Annotated in this window: 15 protein-coding genes and 5 pseudogenes; 10 read left to right on the top strand and 10 right to left on the bottom strand. The window is 61.6% G+C overall.

The features are described from left to right. Positions 1 to 58: 58 nt before the first annotated feature. Positions 59 to 169 (top strand): annotated as a pseudogene (locus M1D43_RS23045) (hypothetical protein); the annotation flags it as partial. 67 nt (positions 170 to 236) lie between these two features. Then, a complete protein-coding gene (locus M1D43_RS23050; RefSeq protein ID WP_014527876.1) occupies positions 237 to 512 on the top strand; it encodes a hypothetical protein in 276 nt (91 codons plus the stop codon). Positions 513 to 652: 140 nt separating this feature from the next. On the opposite strand, the gene M1D43_RS23055 is transcribed toward M1D43_RS23050, so the two are convergent. Then, complete coding sequence (locus M1D43_RS23055; protein WP_013850466.1) at positions 653 to 826, bottom strand: DUF3606 domain-containing protein; 174 nt, start codon at positions 824 to 826, stop codon at positions 653 to 655. A gap of 103 nt (positions 827 to 929) precedes the next feature. Here M1D43_RS23055 and M1D43_RS23060 point away from each other — a divergent pair. After that, positions 930 to 1164 (top strand): annotated as a pseudogene (locus M1D43_RS23060) (hypothetical protein). Positions 1165 to 1329: 165 nt separating this feature from the next. Here M1D43_RS23060 and M1D43_RS23065 read toward each other — a convergent pair. Then, positions 1330 to 1572 carry a hypothetical protein gene (locus M1D43_RS23065; protein WP_017269815.1) on the bottom strand — a complete coding sequence of 81 codons (243 nt, stop codon included), beginning with the start codon at positions 1570 to 1572 and terminating at the stop codon, positions 1330 to 1332. 540 nt (positions 1573 to 2112) lie between these two features. Between M1D43_RS23065 and M1D43_RS23070 the strand changes: the two genes are divergently transcribed. After that, positions 2113 to 3276: a calcium-binding protein gene (locus M1D43_RS23070; protein ID WP_010976052.1), complete on the top strand. Its 1164-nt coding sequence runs from the start codon at positions 2113 to 2115 to the stop codon at positions 3274 to 3276. On the opposite strand, the gene M1D43_RS23075 is transcribed toward M1D43_RS23070, so the two are convergent. After that, positions 3233 to 3436: a hypothetical protein gene (locus tag M1D43_RS23075; RefSeq protein WP_371070291.1), complete on the bottom strand. Its 204-nt coding sequence runs from the start codon at positions 3434 to 3436 to the stop codon at positions 3233 to 3235. The two genes, M1D43_RS23070 and M1D43_RS23075, sit on opposite strands and share 44 nt — an antisense overlap. A gap of 392 nt (positions 3437 to 3828) precedes the next feature. Further along, positions 3829 to 4190: pseudogene (locus M1D43_RS23080) on the bottom strand (hypothetical protein). 35 nt (positions 4191 to 4225) lie between these two features. Between M1D43_RS23080 and M1D43_RS23085 the strand changes: the two are divergent. Then, positions 4226 to 4423 (top strand): annotated as a pseudogene (locus tag M1D43_RS23085) (hypothetical protein). A gap of 953 nt (positions 4424 to 5376) precedes the next feature. Here the strand turns inward: M1D43_RS23085 and M1D43_RS23090 are convergent. Further along, positions 5377 to 5597: pseudogene (locus tag M1D43_RS23090) on the bottom strand (LysR substrate-binding domain-containing protein); the annotation flags it as partial. 68 nt (positions 5598 to 5665) lie between these two features. Between M1D43_RS23090 and M1D43_RS23095 the strand changes: the two are divergent. The 5 genes from M1D43_RS23095 (at position 5666) to M1D43_RS23115 (ending at position 10374) form a co-directional block, all read left to right on the top strand. Further along, a complete protein-coding gene (locus M1D43_RS23095; protein WP_122103558.1) occupies positions 5666 to 6319 on the top strand; it encodes an isochorismatase family protein in 654 nt (217 codons plus the stop codon). A gap of 169 nt (positions 6320 to 6488) precedes the next feature. After that, positions 6489 to 7373, top strand: coding sequence for a non-homologous end joining protein Ku (gene ku / locus M1D43_RS23100; RefSeq protein WP_010976056.1), 885 nt, complete (start codon positions 6489 to 6491; stop codon positions 7371 to 7373). A gap of 11 nt (positions 7374 to 7384) precedes the next feature. Next, the gene (gene ku, locus M1D43_RS23105; RefSeq protein ID WP_010976057.1) at positions 7385 to 8203 is read left to right on the top strand and encodes a non-homologous end joining protein Ku; all 819 of its coding nucleotides are present in this window, start codon (positions 7385 to 7387) and stop codon (positions 8201 to 8203) included. A gap of 123 nt (positions 8204 to 8326) precedes the next feature. Beyond that, on the top strand, positions 8327 to 8668 hold the full coding sequence (locus tag M1D43_RS23110) for a helix-turn-helix domain-containing protein (RefSeq protein ID WP_234704479.1): 342 nt from the start codon (positions 8327 to 8329) through the stop codon (positions 8666 to 8668). A gap of 905 nt (positions 8669 to 9573) precedes the next feature. Beyond that, a complete protein-coding gene (locus M1D43_RS23115; protein WP_014527872.1) occupies positions 9574 to 10374 on the top strand; it encodes a class I SAM-dependent methyltransferase in 801 nt (266 codons plus the stop codon). Positions 10375 to 10442: 68 nt separating this feature from the next. Here M1D43_RS23115 and M1D43_RS23120 read toward each other — a convergent pair whose 3' ends face one another. The 5 genes from M1D43_RS23120 to M1D43_RS23140 form a co-directional block, all read right to left on the bottom strand. Further along, complete coding sequence (locus M1D43_RS23120; RefSeq protein ID WP_013850457.1) at positions 10443 to 10718, bottom strand: hypothetical protein; 276 nt, start codon at positions 10716 to 10718, stop codon at positions 10443 to 10445. Positions 10719 to 11060: 342 nt separating this feature from the next. Further along, a complete protein-coding gene (locus M1D43_RS23125) occupies positions 11061 to 11423 on the bottom strand; it encodes a DUF488 domain-containing protein (RefSeq protein ID WP_014530232.1) in 363 nt (120 codons plus the stop codon). An 82-nt stretch (positions 11424 to 11505) separates the two neighbouring features. Beyond that, on the bottom strand, positions 11506 to 11973 hold the full coding sequence (locus M1D43_RS23130; RefSeq protein WP_164777830.1) for an EF-hand domain-containing protein: 468 nt from the start codon (positions 11971 to 11973) through the stop codon (positions 11506 to 11508). A gap of 172 nt (positions 11974 to 12145) precedes the next feature. Further along, positions 12146 to 13567 (bottom strand): pyridoxal phosphate-dependent decarboxylase family protein, encoded by a 1422-nt coding sequence (locus M1D43_RS23135; RefSeq protein ID WP_122103560.1) that lies wholly within the window; start codon positions 13565 to 13567, stop codon positions 12146 to 12148. A gap of 42 nt (positions 13568 to 13609) precedes the next feature. Beyond that, the gene (locus M1D43_RS23140; protein WP_014527869.1) at positions 13610 to 15049 is read right to left on the bottom strand and encodes an FAD-binding oxidoreductase; all 1440 of its coding nucleotides are present in this window, start codon (positions 15047 to 15049) and stop codon (positions 13610 to 13612) included. Positions 15050 to 15223: the final 174 nt, after the last annotated feature.

The raw sequence follows: 15223 nt of genomic DNA on the forward strand, positions 1-15223 counted from the left end.
CCGCTAGGTCCATTGCTGCGAGCATCCTGGCTGCACGAGATGGGGTGGCTTTGGTTTCACCGTCGGCCGGTCGGAGCCGAGTTGGTTCTGCTTTGAGCATCGCCCCGAGTGGAAAATCGCGCAGATGCGGTCGAGCGGTCAGCGGTCAGATGCAGGCCAACGGCTATAGAGAAAGCTATATTGGTGAACATTAGCAACTGCTGTAGAATTACCGCAGACAAACGGAGGGTGAGCAATTGGAAGAGCTTCGAAAAGAGGGTTCGCCCGCCGAGGAAGATAGGCGCGAGTTTTTAAAGGCTTGCGGCCGCTTCGCGGCAGTCACCCCGCCTGCAGTGACCATGTTGCTGTCGACCAGCCTCACTTCTGATGCCATCGCAGCATCCGGCAGCGGCGCCTCCGGGGGAAAGGGCGGCGGCGGCGGGAATAGTGCAAAGGGCGGCAAGGGTGGAAATGGCACGAAGGGCGGTAAAGGAGGAAATAACGCCAAAGGGAAGGCCAAACCTGGTAAATAAATGCTGCAGGAAGCCTGGAACAAAGTCGCACGAGATGCGTTATTCGTGGCGCCGCGCATTCCGCGGCACCAGGTCCCCCAACCTGTTCAGAGTGCCCGCCACCATCCCCTGGTGCGGGCACTCACTCTTTTTGATATCTTCTACTTGCTCTGAAGGTAGTCCATCACCTTATCTCGGTTCGGCCCGGCTTCGCGGATCGCCTCAAGCGCCTTCTGCCGCGTCACCCTCGCCGTTCGCATGAGGTACGCGACCTCGTGCTCCTGTTCGGACACCAGCTCGCGGTCGCGGCCTCTCTTCTTCGGATTATCTGCCATGCTTTCCTCCATCAACATGGATAAAGGATAGGAGCCGACCGGCCGCCGGCAAGGACTGGAACCTCATGCCCGGTGACGTGTTCACCTGCCGAGGAGATGGACCATGGGCGGCAAAGAGAAGATGAAGCAGCTCATTTGGGACTGCCAGAAGGACATTGCCGCCGACCGGCCGCCGGAGAGCGGCATTTCAGAGCACGAGCTGCTACAGATGCTCATCGCCCGTCTCCATGGTCGCCAGGCGAAGGAAGCGCTGGGTGATGATTGAAGGTTGGGGCCCGGATGACGATGGTGGCGGCGACCGCGGTAGCCCCGTTCGTCAAGACCGAGAGATGGCCTGAGACAAATAGAGCTGCAGCGGGGGACTGCTGCAGCTCCGATCGCGACGTTTGCCGTCACATAGCTGGGGCGAATTGCCCTGTTCCATTCAAGGGAACCGCTTCGAACGTCGCTTGCGGATATTTTACTCTCAGCAGAAACGGAATCAAGGGAAAGCGCCTGATTGGTCAGTGCCGGTTGTAGCTTATCTCGCGCGCCGCTATCTGGAATTCCAACAGACTACCTCGCATCGAGATCCTCTGGTCGAGCTGCGGTTTCCCCAGAAGAGACGCCTTTGTTGTTCCATCGAAGTCGTTGAGACGCGTCTTCGATGTGGCCCGCGTGTCCGACCGGAACTCGACGAAGTCGTTCATAAAGATCCCGGCGACGAAAGCCGCCATAGTCGTGACCGCCCATATGATAGCTGTCACCAGAGACGTTCTGCTGGACGTTGAAATTGTGCCGGATGGTGAGGAAGCCGACTAGCAGGTGAAACGCGGTTGCAGCACGGCCGGCGCTCTTTGCCACCGCGTTACGGGTCGACCTCGTTCGTACACTCCGAAAAAGAGGTCGCCAGGCTGAACCGAGACGCAAAACTTCGGAATTCTCTTTTTGAGGCATTTCTTGCCCGAATGTGGCAGGCGCTTAACCACTTAACCAGAACGGCACACAAAGGTTCTTGAAGCCACCGCCCGTCGCCCGTAGCATTACAGACAAACCCATAAGGGGTTTGGGATGGCCCCCAGCCCTACACTCCATCTCGATGGAAGGCCCAGGCCCCTCGCCTCGGGCTTTTGTCTGCGGGCTAATCTGCTGGCTCGGTCACCCCTCGACTTTCGCTAGCAAGTATCCCAACAAGTGGTCTAGTCCACCTGTCCGAATTGTGCGCATTGTTTTTAAGCCTTAAAAGATCCGCTAGTCACTTTGAGCCTTCTCACGAATTACCGCTCCGCGAAATCTAGAGGGAAGAAATGATCCTCAATGGAACTAGCCTGTCTGACGTCATCCGTGGCTTTCTTAGCGACGACCAGATATGGGGATATGCAGGCGACGATTATCTCTACGGCGGCGTCGGCAATGACAGGATCTTTGGCGGAGATGGCAATGACTATATCGTCGGCGGCGTCGGCGATGACTATGCCGAGGGCGGCGAGGGTAACGATCGGCTCGACGGCGGCCTCGGGAACGATGCGTTCATGGGTGGAATAGGGAACGACATCTTTGACGGCGGGGAAGGCAACGACGTTCTCGATGGCGGCCATGGCCATGACCAGATGCTGGGCGGTCGGGGACACGACAAGATTTTTGGTGGCGCGGGAGAAGATTACATCGACGCAGACGAGGGCGACGACATTATTTTTGCTGGGTCCGGAGACGACGGCTTCAACAATCGGGTGAACCCCGCAACGGGCAAGCTGACGCAGCAGGCAGTAGGTGGTGGCGCCGGCAACGATACCATCTATGGCGAAGGGGGCAACGACGCTCTAAAGGGCCAATCCGGAAACGACCGGGTCTATGGCGGCATCGGCGACGACATCGTCGATGGCGGCAACGGAAACAACTATCTCGATGGCGGCGACGGCAACGATGTGTTGGATTCGGAGGGCGGAAGCGACGAAGCCCATGGTGGCAGCGGCAATGACAGAATCTCGGTGGGGGCCGGTAACGACCGGGCCTTTGGGGATGACGGAGATGACATCCTGACCAGCGGGGCCGGCGACGATTATCTGAGCGGCGGCATCCATCAGGATCGCCTTTTTGGCGGCACTGGCAATGACACACTGCGGGGTGACGCAGGCCGAGACGTTCTCTCAGGCGACGCGGGAAGCGACATACTCTGGGGCGGATCCGATTCCGACCGCTTTGTCTTCAAGGGCTTAGGGGCACTATCTGGCCAGGATACCGTCATGGATTTTCAGGATGGCCTGGACTTGCTTGCCATCGAGTCGCTCGGGGTCAAGCAGTACTCCAATTCCGGCGCCGCAGGTACGATCTACGCCTACGACGCCACCGGCGGCGACGTGCTGGTGAAGGGCTATAATTCTGCCGGGAACGCGTTCTCCATCCTGGTGGACGATCCCAACGGCAGTCTCACCGCTGCCAACTTCTCGAGGGCGGACTTCGTTTTCGCATAGGCCGGGGCGATGGACTAACTGCAGTCGGCAGTCCCATCCACCCGTACCGAGCATCGGCTGCGGATAGGTGCTGCACATCCCCGATCACCTCATATCCGAGCTGGTTAAGCTCGATGAGGAGCCGCGGCTTGCGTTTTAGGTCTGCAAGTCTCGTGTCCATGTCGGCCGAACCTTAGTCCGGCTCATCGATGGCAAAGGTTCTTAGGCGGAGCGCTGAGCGAAATCATCGAGGCATATTGGAGTTGTCACCCGGAGCGGCATTCTCGTCTGCCGCTCGTGTGAGTGATGCCTTAGAGCTCCCCGCGTCGTCCCTTCTGGGAAGCTCTGAGGTGCGCACGCTTTACAGGACTTTCAAGGATGCGAGACCGAGACGATCACAGCCTACCGGAAGAAGCGCATCCACTGACGAGAAACCCGCGCCAGACACTCCAAAGAGAACGATCCATATCGGCTGAAGTCGGTTGGCGTTAACCACGAACGCGATACCGCCCGCCTGAAAGCGTTGGAATATCTCGGCAGACGGTGGCTGTCACACCACTAGCAGTGCCGGCATTAACGCCGGAGCTGCGCGCCGTCCCGCTGACTGGCCTCGATCCGCTGCAGGGTCTCGCGCATCACACGCGTAACGATGGAAAAGCTGTTGAGCGTGTTCTCGACAGCCTTCATTGAGGTAGCCGCTTCGGCCGCCTGCTTCTCCACCGCCGATATTCGAAGCTCGTGATTATCGATCTACCGGAGGGAGACGTCCGTCAGGCGCTTGTCGAGGCCATCGATGGAATTTGCCTGCGAATCCTGATTGGCATTCACCCTCTGCCGTGTCGCGCGCCCCACGCTACGAGGCCGCAGCCAAAGCCGAATAGGATCACCAGCGTGTTGAGGTCATATTCAAACCTCCATTTCAGAGTTGTGACCATTTTTCCGGTTTCCTGTGTTTCGGCCAATGCCCTACATGGACGATAGCGATGCGAAATGGGCCGGCCGAAACGAACCGGCTTCTGACCTCTCGGAAATCGCGGCGCACCGCGCGGCTTAAGATTTGCTGGACTTTGCAGCGCAGCTCGCAGGCCTCGCCGAGGATCTCAAGGCTCTGAACGCAAGACCGATTGAGCCCATTTCGCTTTTGGTCGAAACCGAAAGATCAGGCTGACGCAAGCCTTCCTGGATGAATGTGTGGCTGTGGCTTCAGCTCCAAGACGCAGGGGGGATACCCTCTTCCTCCCCGTAAGGACGAGCCCGTTAACACTGATAGCTGAATCGGTGGAGGATCTGATCTGTGGTTTGCTTCTGGTTAGCAGCCGCCTCATTCATGGCGGCCAGAGGCTCGTTGCTAACCGCAGAAGGCGACGAGCCTCGCCCAATAAAAGCCGCACCTCGTATCATGCGTACCGCTAACCCGTGATCCTCGGCCCCGGATCGCGGGTCTTTTGTGTTTTGGAAAGCAAGCCCCTTCTCATCCCATCCCCGAACATGGGATGGGTTCGAGGACGACGGGATACATCGCCCGCCGCCTCGCTGGTGCTGCCTGCAGGGTTAGCCAAGCTTGCGACCACACCGACGTATGCGCCTGCATAAGAGGCCTTATCGCTGCCGGCGCCGCCATCGATCTATCTGCTTGGATGGAGGTGCCTCAAAATGGATTTTGGGCTGGCCGATTCTTCCCGATATCACCTGCATCGGGTCGCTATGGGCGCGGTACGCCCAATCGTTTCAATACGCCCTCCCCGGTCAGGCATCTTGTGCCAGGTGAAAAGCGCTTCGTCGGAAAGCGGATTGGCAAAACCCTGCTTGAGATCGACCATGATTTCCCAGATACCGCGCTCTTGCGGCTAAATATGTTGTCATCGAAATTTTGGCCAATCGGCCTGCTGCCCAGACAATGAGTTATTGGGCGCCTCTCTATAACTCATGAAACCAAAATAATATTTGAGTAATAGCAAGCCATTCTATCGCTCAGGTTCCCGGTGCGAGAGACCACCTCAGGTTGGCCCTGTCGGCATCCCAACGCGGGGATTAGTCTCCCGATCGCCGAATTCCTATTCGGCTCGCAGTGGAGCAACCGTCGAACGCAATTCGTTGATAAGGCTTCGCCCTGTTCGTGTTCTAACGGTCGAGATCCCAAACGTCCGGGTTTCGTGCGAAGTACTCGATCAGCAGTTCTACGAGGACCCGGACTTTGCGAGCGGGGTGCTGACCCGGCGGTCGGACGACATACGCGCCTGCCGAAGGTGGGGATAGCGTCTCATAATCGGAACAAGCGTGCCGGAGGCCACATATTCGTGTGTGATGCAATCGGGGAGCCAGGCGATGCCGAGTCCTGCCGCAACCAGAAGGAACAGCAAATTGCGTCCAGGCAACGTCGCCCACTGGCGCATGTCTCCCGTGAAACCCATTGCCGTCCATAGCGGCGGACAAAGGAGGTCTTGATGACCCTCGTAACGGACTTGATTCGCTTCTTCGTCCTCAAGACTCGGTCCTCGTTCTGATCGACCACCAGCCCTATCAGCTCACAAACGTGAACAGCCACGAACCGCAGATGCTGGTCAACAATGCGGCGGCTCTGGCGAAGGCTGCCAAGGCCTTCGCCGTGCCTACGATTCTGACGAGCGTGATCGCTGATCGGGGCGGCCGCATCTTCCCCCAGATCACTGACGTGTTTCCCGGCCAAGAGGTGATCGATCGGACGTTCATCCACACCTGGCAGGATGAGAAGGTCGTGGACGCGGTCAGGGCCACCGGCCGCAAGCAGCTCATCCTCGCGGGCCTGTGGATCGAGATATGCGTTGCGCCGGCGATCCAGGCGCTCGGCGAAGGTTGGGATGTGACGGTTGTCACCGATGCGTCCGGCGGCACTTCGGTCGAGGCCCACGAGGTCGCCATCCAGCGCATGATCATGGCTGGCGCGAACATGATGACCTGGCTGGCGGTGGCTGCGGAATGGCAGCGCGGCTGGCCCCGGACATGCCGCCGAGCCGCCGGCAGCGGCATCGCCTTCCTTTGGGAGCAGCAGCTGCTCAACACGCCGGTGCCAAAGGACGCGGGCTGATCTGAGCGGGGATGACGAGATTCTTGAACGACGCTTTGTGAGCCGATCGTTTGTCGAGCCTCGTCATCGCCATTCTGCTTCGCTCCGTATCTTTCAAGAGATTTGCCCCGTACCGGAACAAAGCGGAATGCGATTCGGTTGACTCCCCTGGATATGCAGGGAGTTAGCCATGGCAGTCTCGGCACGAGCCCAATGGAAGGGCTATCTCCGATTTGGTGAAGTCACTGCGCCGGTGGCGCTATATACCGCGACGTCGACCTCCGACCGGATCGCCTTCCACACGGTCAACCGCGAGACCGGAAACCGGGTGCGGCGCGAGTTCATTGACAGCGTCTCTGGCAAGCCGGTGGAAAAGGAAGATCAGGTCAAGGGCTACGAGATCGGCGACGAGCGATATGTGGTGCTCGAGCCGGAGGAAGTCGCCTCAGCCGTTCCGGAGAGCGACAAGACCTTGCGGGTCCAGGCATTCATTCCCTGCGACGAGGTCGAAAAGGTCTATTTCGACAAGCCCTATTATCTGACACCGGACAAGATGGGCACGGATGCCTTTGCCTTGCTTCGGGAAGGCATGCGCAAGAAGAAAGTCGCCGCAATCGCCCAAACGGTCCTCTTCCGGCGCATGCGCACCATTCTGCTTCGACCGCATGACAAGGGACTGATCGCTACGACCCTGAACTTCGACTACGAGGTCCGGAGCGCTAAGGAGGCCTTCAAGGAGATTCCGGACATCAAGATCGAGGGCGAGATGCTCGATCTCGCCAAGCACATCATCGGCATGAAGAAGGGCACTTTCTCGGCCGAAGAATTCGACGATCGCTACGAGGCCGCGCTCGCCGATCTGATCAAGGCCAAGCTCGAAGGCAAGTCGCTGCCGAAACGCGCACCGCCGAAAGTCTCGAAAGCCAATGACCTGCTCGAGGCGCTCCGCCAAAGCGCCGGGATGAAGAAGCCCCCGGCAGCCTCGAAGAAGCGCGCGGGCAAGGAAAGCGCGGCAAAGACCAAGGCGAAAACGGCTGCAAAGAGCGCGCCCGCCCAGCGCCGCCGCGCCAGCTAGGAAGGTGAACGATGGCGCCCCCACGCCCATACTGGAAAGGCTACCTGAAGCTCTCGCTCGTCACCTGCCCCGTCTCGATGATGCCGGCGACCAGCGAGTCCGAGAAGGTCCGCTTCCACACGCTCAACCGCAAGTCCAACAACCGCGTCGTGTCCAGGTATGTCGATGCGGTGACCGGCAAGGAGGTCGACGAAGACGACGAGGTGAAAGGTTACGAGCGCGGTGAAAACGATTTCCTCGTGATCGAGGACGAAGAGCTGGAGAGTGTCGCTCTCGAAAGTGCGAGGACGATCGACATCGAGAAATTCGTTCCGCGCGATACGATCGAATGGATCTGGCTGGAGAAGCCTCACTACCTTACGCCTTCGGACGAAGTCGGCCACGAAGCATTCAGCGTGATCCGCGACGCCATGGTAGCCGAGAAGGTCGCCGGCATTTCCCGGCTCGTGATCGGCCGCCGCGAACGAGCCGTGATGCTAGAACCGTGCGGCAAAGGCATCGTCGTATGGACCCTTCGCTATGGCGACGAGGTGCGCAAGCCGGAGAACTATTTCGCCGATATCGGCGATGGGGATAACGATCCGAAACTGATGAGCCTCGTCACCTCGCTGATCGAAGAGCGCAGCAAACCGTGGAATCCCAACATGGTCAGCGATCCCGTTCAGGAAAAGCTGCTCGAAATTATAGAAAGCAAGCGGAAGTCGGCGAAGAAGGTAGCCAAGCCGAAAGCCAAGGAGGGAGAGCCGGTCCACGCCGGGAACGTCATCGACCTCATGGCGGCGCTCAAGGGAAGCCTCGAGAAAAAGAAACCCGGGGGCAAGAAGTCTTAAGGAGGGATGGCGAGCGGCTTACGTGGAGCTACCCAGGTACCCCGCGGGTGGCAACATCGGTACATCCAACATTGCTAGGTCGTCGGCCAGGTTGGCCTGCGCCCTGTGGCGCGGTTTTGGAAAGTGTCGAATCTAGGAACTCCGACCTTCGAGCAGCTCCGCGTCTTTCTGGCGGTGGTCGATAGCGGAAGCGTTGCCGGGGCCGCGTGCAAGCTCAACCACGCCGTCTTGGTCATCACCTACGGTGTGGCCAATCTCAAATCGCAGCTGGACCTTGAACTATTCGAGCACGGGCACGCGCAAACCGCAACTCACGGCCGCCGGGCGGTCAAGGCCCTGCATGACGGGCTGGAAGTAGAAGTGGATATGGCCGTCGACGTCATGCTGCCGAGGAGCGGCTGGGAAAGGTGCTGCGAGCCTTCGCCGAAGCGCTCCGACTGCATGTCGAGGCGCTCGGGGCGGTGACCGCGGCAGTACTGGACCACAACGCCATCATCGGCATCTCCGGTCCCTTGGCGACCGGCGTTCGAGGCGTGAGTGCATCGCGGCGGGCTCCGTATCAATGGCCCCAGTGGCGGCACCCCATCACCCGCTCGGGCGCATGGAGCGGACCGCAGGCGGGGATTTTTTCGTGCACAGCCCGCGTCGGCTTGCGGATCTTGGCGTGAAGCAGCGCTGTTGCGCGAGGGAATCGGCCTGCGGAAACATGCCTCTCCCACTCATACAACCCGACCTGGCAAGTGGTGCGCTGCTCCGGCTTTCCATGCCGGACCACAAGGGGGGCATCTACCGTTTCGGCGGCATCTGGCGCCGGGATACCCCGCCGGGGCCGGCCGCGGCGTGCTGCTGAACCAGTTCCTGATGCTCGGAGCCGCGGACATCGAGGAAGCGGGACTTTCCGACATTTAGTAGAGCACTTCCAGGAAAATGTGTAACGGTTTTCCGTCCGGAAGTGCTTAGTTTTAAGGGTTGGAACAGGCTTGCGCGCCCAAGGGCGCCGAGCTCAGCAGATCGCTTGAGCCGGTGCGGCGGTATCCGGCGCGACCGCAGACGGAAGAGGTGCTTGGTGCTGGAAGGGTTGGTGGCCAGACGATGGGTGGTCGGACGATGACCAGGGCGGTGGAAACCCCCATTCCCCAAACAGCGAAATGGCGTGACCACACAACAGAGTTGCAGATGGACTGGCCAGGTCCGCCGCAGCTCCGATCGCGACGTGTTCTTTATCTGGCTGGGGCTTATTCGGCCTGGTCCATTCAAGGGAATCGCTTAGCTAGAACTTCGCTGAGATAAGTGGGACGCGCGTGATGCGTGCCGCCTTGGCAACCCCTCTTCACAGGTCTAGATTACCACTCGCGGCGAAGGGGGCCCTGATGACATCAAGCTTCAACGTGCATGATGCAGCCGGCTATGAGCAGCTTATGGGCCGCTGGAGCCGGAAGCTTGCGCCGAAATTCATAGACTTTGCCGGCGTCGCCGATGGCGAAAAGGTCTTGGATGTCGGCTGCGGCACCGGCAGTCTCACCTTCGCGCTCGCGGATGCCGCCAGGCTCAAAGAGATCGCCGCGATCGACTATTCAACCGTCTTCGTGGAGGAGGCGACCCGGCGCAACACCAATCCGCGCATAAAGATTAGAGAAGCGGATGCCTGCGCCCTGCCGTTCGAAGACAGGACGTTCGACCGCGCCTTCGCCCTTCTCGTGCTCCACTTCGTCCCCGAAGCGGGCAAGGCCGTGGCCGAGATGCGCCGCGTGGTGCGTCCGGGTGGCGTCGTCGCGGCGGCGGTGTGGGACCATCTCGGCGGAATGCCCGGTATGCGCATGATGGTCGACACAGTGGCGGCCCTCAGCGAAGGCGGGCGCCGACTTCGCACCCGCTACTGCTTCCAGCCGATGATGCAGCCAGGAGAAATGAAGCGGACATTCGTCGAGCAGGGTCTCGCGAACATTACGGAAAGCGAGCTGATGATCCGCATGGATTACGGGAACTTCGACGATTACTGGGCGCCCATTGGCGCCGGCGAAGGGCCGCTCGGAAAATATGTGGCAACGCTTGATGCGGAGGAGCGGGCGCGCACCGGTGCCGCCGTGCGCGACGCTTACGAGGCCGGCCGGCCCGACGGTCCGCGCTCCTTTGCGAACGTCGCCTGGGTCTGCCGGGGCACAGTTCCGTGATCGAGCCGCACGCTAACGCGTTCACTGACATTCTCAGCCGGTCCGCTTGGCCAGCATAGGCACACGACCTAATGCAGAACAGGCGGCGCTTCACGCCGGAACAGCGCGATCAGCGAGATACCGTGCTGCAAAAGAAGCTCCGCGGCCGGCAAATCCATCGTCGCGACGTCTTCGGCGCAACCGCTGATAATTCTGGCGAGACTGATCGAGTTTGCTGCAAACCGATCATCGCCGATTTCCTGTGCCTCGTCCGCGGTGGCTTCAAGTGCGTCCGCGACGAGGGTCATCAGGTTTGCGCGCTCGCGAGGCGTCATCTCATTCAGGGTCTTGGCAGAATCCCGCATTGCTGGCTCCTTTAGTCGTTAAGGCGGCCTCCGCAGGCGCGGCCGGTCGGCCGGGCGGACGTATGCCACGTTTATTGTTGGAGTCCGGGTCGAAGCTTTCATTGCATAGATCGGTATCAGGCACGGCGAATGCAAGGAATGGCTACTATGCGGCTACCGCATGCCGGGCTGCTACCGGCAACCACGCTCCGGATGATCCGTGAAGGTCACTGTCCACGTCTTCAGAGCGGGATGAGGAGAACTGCATGCGGTTTTCCGCCCGCGTGCCGCCCTGCTTATTAGAATCGATTACCTCCATGATTTTAGGCCGATCCGACTTGAAATCATAGTGATCTAAGCGGCCTATGTCCCTCCCCGCTCCAGCCACGCCTTCAGCGCAACCGCATTGTTGTGGGCCTCGTCGCGCGCCGCATAAAGCAGCGTCAGCGGCCCCTCACTCAACCGTTCGCGCAACTCCGCCACCGCCGCCCCCGCCGCCCCGCTCTCGAGCTCCTCCGCATAGGCGACGCAGAACGCATTCCAATCCTGCGGCTTCCCATGAAACCGCTTGCGCAGCGCGTCGCTGGGCGCAATGTCCTTGAGCCAGAGGTCGATGCCGGCCTTTTCCTTGGTGACGCCGCGCGGCCATAGCCGGTCGACGAGAATGCGCGTCCCGTCGGACGCCTCGGGCGCCTGGTAGACGCGCTTCAACTGGAGTGATGCCATAGGGTCCCCACGAGACGGGCCGGGGCGGCCGTAACCTTCCCCGGCGAGGAAAACTGCTTTCATCCAGCGTAGCGGAGCCTTCCTAATCGTGGAAGAATCCCTGTATCTCTTCCGGCGTGACCTTGCCGTCGCGGTTGATATCGACCTTGTCGAAAACCCGCTTGTGAATGGTGCTGATCTCCTCGAAGGAAAGAGCGCCGTCATTGTCCGCATCGGTGATGGCGAACATGATCTTCATCATCTGGCGGTGCATCGTCTGCCGGTGCATCATCATGTCCCGCATTCGGTCGCGGTGCCGCATCCGGTCGCCGCGCTTCCCGTCGCCGCGTACCATGTCCTCGCGCATCATGTCTTGCTGATCGCCTTGGGTGACGCTTCCAGCGCCCCCCTGATCGCCGGGTTGCAAGTCGGGTTCAATGGCCTGATCCTGGGCCGGCATTTCTCCTGCGGGCGGAATTGGAGCGGGGGCCTGCGCGGCGGCGGCCGTTGCGGCGCTGATGGCCATGGTGGCGGCAAGAGCCGTCACGGTCGGAAATTTCATCGGTGACATGTGAGCTCCTCCTCGAGTTGCACGTCGGGGTGCGGTAGCGGCTGCATTGTCCTTGCACGGCGCGGCGGCTTCGCCGCGGTGATGGAACAGCCGCCTCATCGCCTGCTAACCGCAAGGGCGTGGAGAGGTTCCGATACGCGCCGCCCTTCTTTCGGAGCCGGGCAAAAGCACCTTACACCTCAGTGCCATCACGAACGGCGCGCCAGGCGGCGATGATCGCCCCGGCGGCTACCTCGCCGGCGCGGTCGTCTGTCAGCCAGGAGATGACCGACATCCGCATCACCCTTCGGCCGCGCCAGACGGCGCCACCGGCGAACAGGATGCCGTCGGCCTGCAGCCGGGCGGTCGTCGCCTGGGTCAGCCGGTCGCCTTCCTCACCCGGCACTGCCGCTCCGAAGCGCACAAGGACCTGATTGAGGGCTACCTCGTTCAGGACGTTTATGCCGTCTTCGCGGCTCAGCCGCTGGGCGATGGCGCGGGCGACGCGGCAGTGCCGGTCGACCATGGCGGCAATGCCTTCGCGTCCCAGATGCTTGATCATCGCCCAGGTGGCAAAACCGCGGGCTCGGCGCGACAGTTCGGGCACGAAATGGCTCGGGTCCCGTTCACCTTCGGTGGTCGGCGGCAGGTAGCTCGCGGCGATCGTCATCGCCCGGCGATGCGCTTCCTGATCGCGGATGATGGCATATCCGCAGTCATAGGGCGTCTGCAGCCATTTGTGCCCATCGGTGGCCCAGGTGTGGGCTTCGTCGATCCCGTCGGTGAGCCCGCGCTTTCCGGGAGTGGCGCGCGCCCAGAGGCCGAAGGCGCCGTCGACATGAACCCAGGCGCCCAAACCCCGGGCAATCGGCATAATGCCGGCGAAGTCGTCGAGGGCACCGGTATTGATCTGTCCTGCCTGCAGTATCGCAATGCAGGGACCGGAGACCTGCGCCGCTGCCTCGGCGAAAGCCGGTCCGGTGATGCGACCCATGTCGTCGGTCCGGACGCGAAGGACGCGGTCGTGCCCGAAGCCGAGAAACTGCAGCGCCGAAAAGACCGTGGCATGCGCGTCGTCGCCGATCAGGACCGCGACCGGCGGCGCGCCGAAGAGGCCCTGCGCCTCGACATCCCATCCGGCCTGCCGCAGCACCTCTCCCCGCGCTGCGGCAAGGCAGATGAAATTGGCAAGCGTCGCCCCGGTCGCAAAACCGACGGAACTCTCCCGCGGCAGGTCGAGAAGATCGAGCAGCCAGTTGGCCGCGATCGCCTCGGCGGCGGCTGCGGCCGGCGCCGCGTGGTGGTTGCCGGCGTTCTGGCCCCAGGCGCTCGTCATCCAGTCGGCCGCAACCCCGACCGGATGCGAACCGCCGATGACCCAGCCGAAGAAGCGCGGCCCGGTCATCGCGTGAAGCCCCGGCTCCGCCTTGGCGGCAAGCTCGCCGATCACCTCGCTACCGGCGCTTCCCCGTTCCGGCAGAGTTTCACGAAAGGTCTCCAAGGCGGCGGGGTAGGATAGCTCCGGCCGCTGCGGCAGCTCCGCAATTTTCTCGCGGAAACGCGCGGCGTGTTCCGCCGCGCATTGAAGAATTTCGCGGGTCGTCTCCTCCTTCATGAACTGTCTCCAGGTGTTGCCTTACGAACGAGGCCGCCCGCTTCAGGCCGCCCCGCGTTCCTCTATCGGCCGGACGTTCTGGTTCATCCGGAAGAGATTGAGCGGGTCGTAATGCCGCTTGATCTCGACGAGCCGGCCATAGTTCGCGCCGTAGGCGGCCTCGACCCGGTCCATCTCGTCCTCAGGCATGAAATTGACGTAGGCCGTGCCGGCGGCATGGGGTTTTGCCGCCTCGAAGAGATGCCTCGCCCAGTCGATGCAGGCCCGGTCCATCGCCGGGTCCCGCCATCGGCCATGCACGTTCATGACGAAGTGCGAGTTGCGCTGCGGGAAAGCGGTTTCCTCGGGCGCGACGCGACCGGCGGCGCCGCCGACATGGGCGATGAATATCTCGCATTCCGGGCCCGGCAACTGCCGGATTGATTCGGTGAGAATCCCGATCGCCTGATCGGAAAGCTCCATGAAGTCGTGGCTCTTCCAGTAGTTGCGGGCACCCGGAGCGAGTAAGGGGTCGAAAGCCTGCTGCCAGCCGACGAAGGGATGCGGCGATACCACGTCGGCGATCGGGTTGCCGATCGCCCGCAGCCCCGCCATCGCCTTCTCGCCCGCTTCGAGATCGCCGCAATAGCACATGGCGAGCACGACGACCTCCTTGCCGTGCCATTCGGCCGGAAGGAAGGGCAGCGGCGGCGCCTGGCGCATCACCACCCAGCAGGTGAGTTCGTCCGGCGCATTTTCGAGCGCCTGCCTATATTGCTGAAGCACGCTTCCGGCTTCGGCAAAGGGATGGATGACGAGCCCGGAGAGCACCTCGGGGCCGAGTTCGTGCAGGCGGAATTCGAAGGCCGTCACGACCCCGAAATTGCCGCCGCCGCCCCTGATGGCCCAGAAAAGGTCGCGGTGTTCGGTGGGGCTCGCGCGCACCAGCTCGCCGTTCGCCGTGACCACATCGGCCGAAAGCAGGTTGTCGATCGTCAATCCGAATTTGCGCGTGATCCAGCCGAACCCGCCGCCGAGCGTCAGGCCGGCAATACCGGTCGTCGAGTTGATGCCGGTCGGCAATGCAAGACGGAAGGCCTGCGTCTCCATGTCCAGATCGGCAAGCGTCGCTCCCGGCTCGACCCAGGCCGTCTTCGTCGTCGCATCGACCCGAACCGACTTCATCGGCGTGAGATCGATTACCATGCCGCCGTCGCAGACCGCGTTGCCGGCGATGTTGTGACCGCCGCCGCGCACCGCGACGAGCAACTGGTTCTCCGCCGCGAAGCGCACCGCATTGACGACGTCGGCAGCTCCAGCGCATTGCACGATAAGCCCGGGCCTACGGTCGATCATGCCGTTCCAGATCGTGCGCGCCTCGTCATAGGCGGCGTCGGTCGCAACCAGGACGCGCCCGCGAAGGCGGGCGGTAAATGCCTCGATTGCCGCGGCGCTGACCATTGTTATTCCGCTTTGTAGATTGGTGAGGCACATGTCGTTCATGATTCGCTCCTCCCGCGGTGAACCATTGCCCCCAGCGGCGGGCATTCTGCGCCTTTGCCCTGCACCCGGCAAGCAGACCCGCGGTCGCCGTCCCTAGTCCTTTGGAGTTAGGTTGCAGGGCGCCGACACGGGTTCCCGCCACCGCCATTGTTGCAATCGCGGCTAAAATGCTCC

The sequence above is a fragment of the Ensifer sp. R1-3 genome (assembly GCF_056739175.1).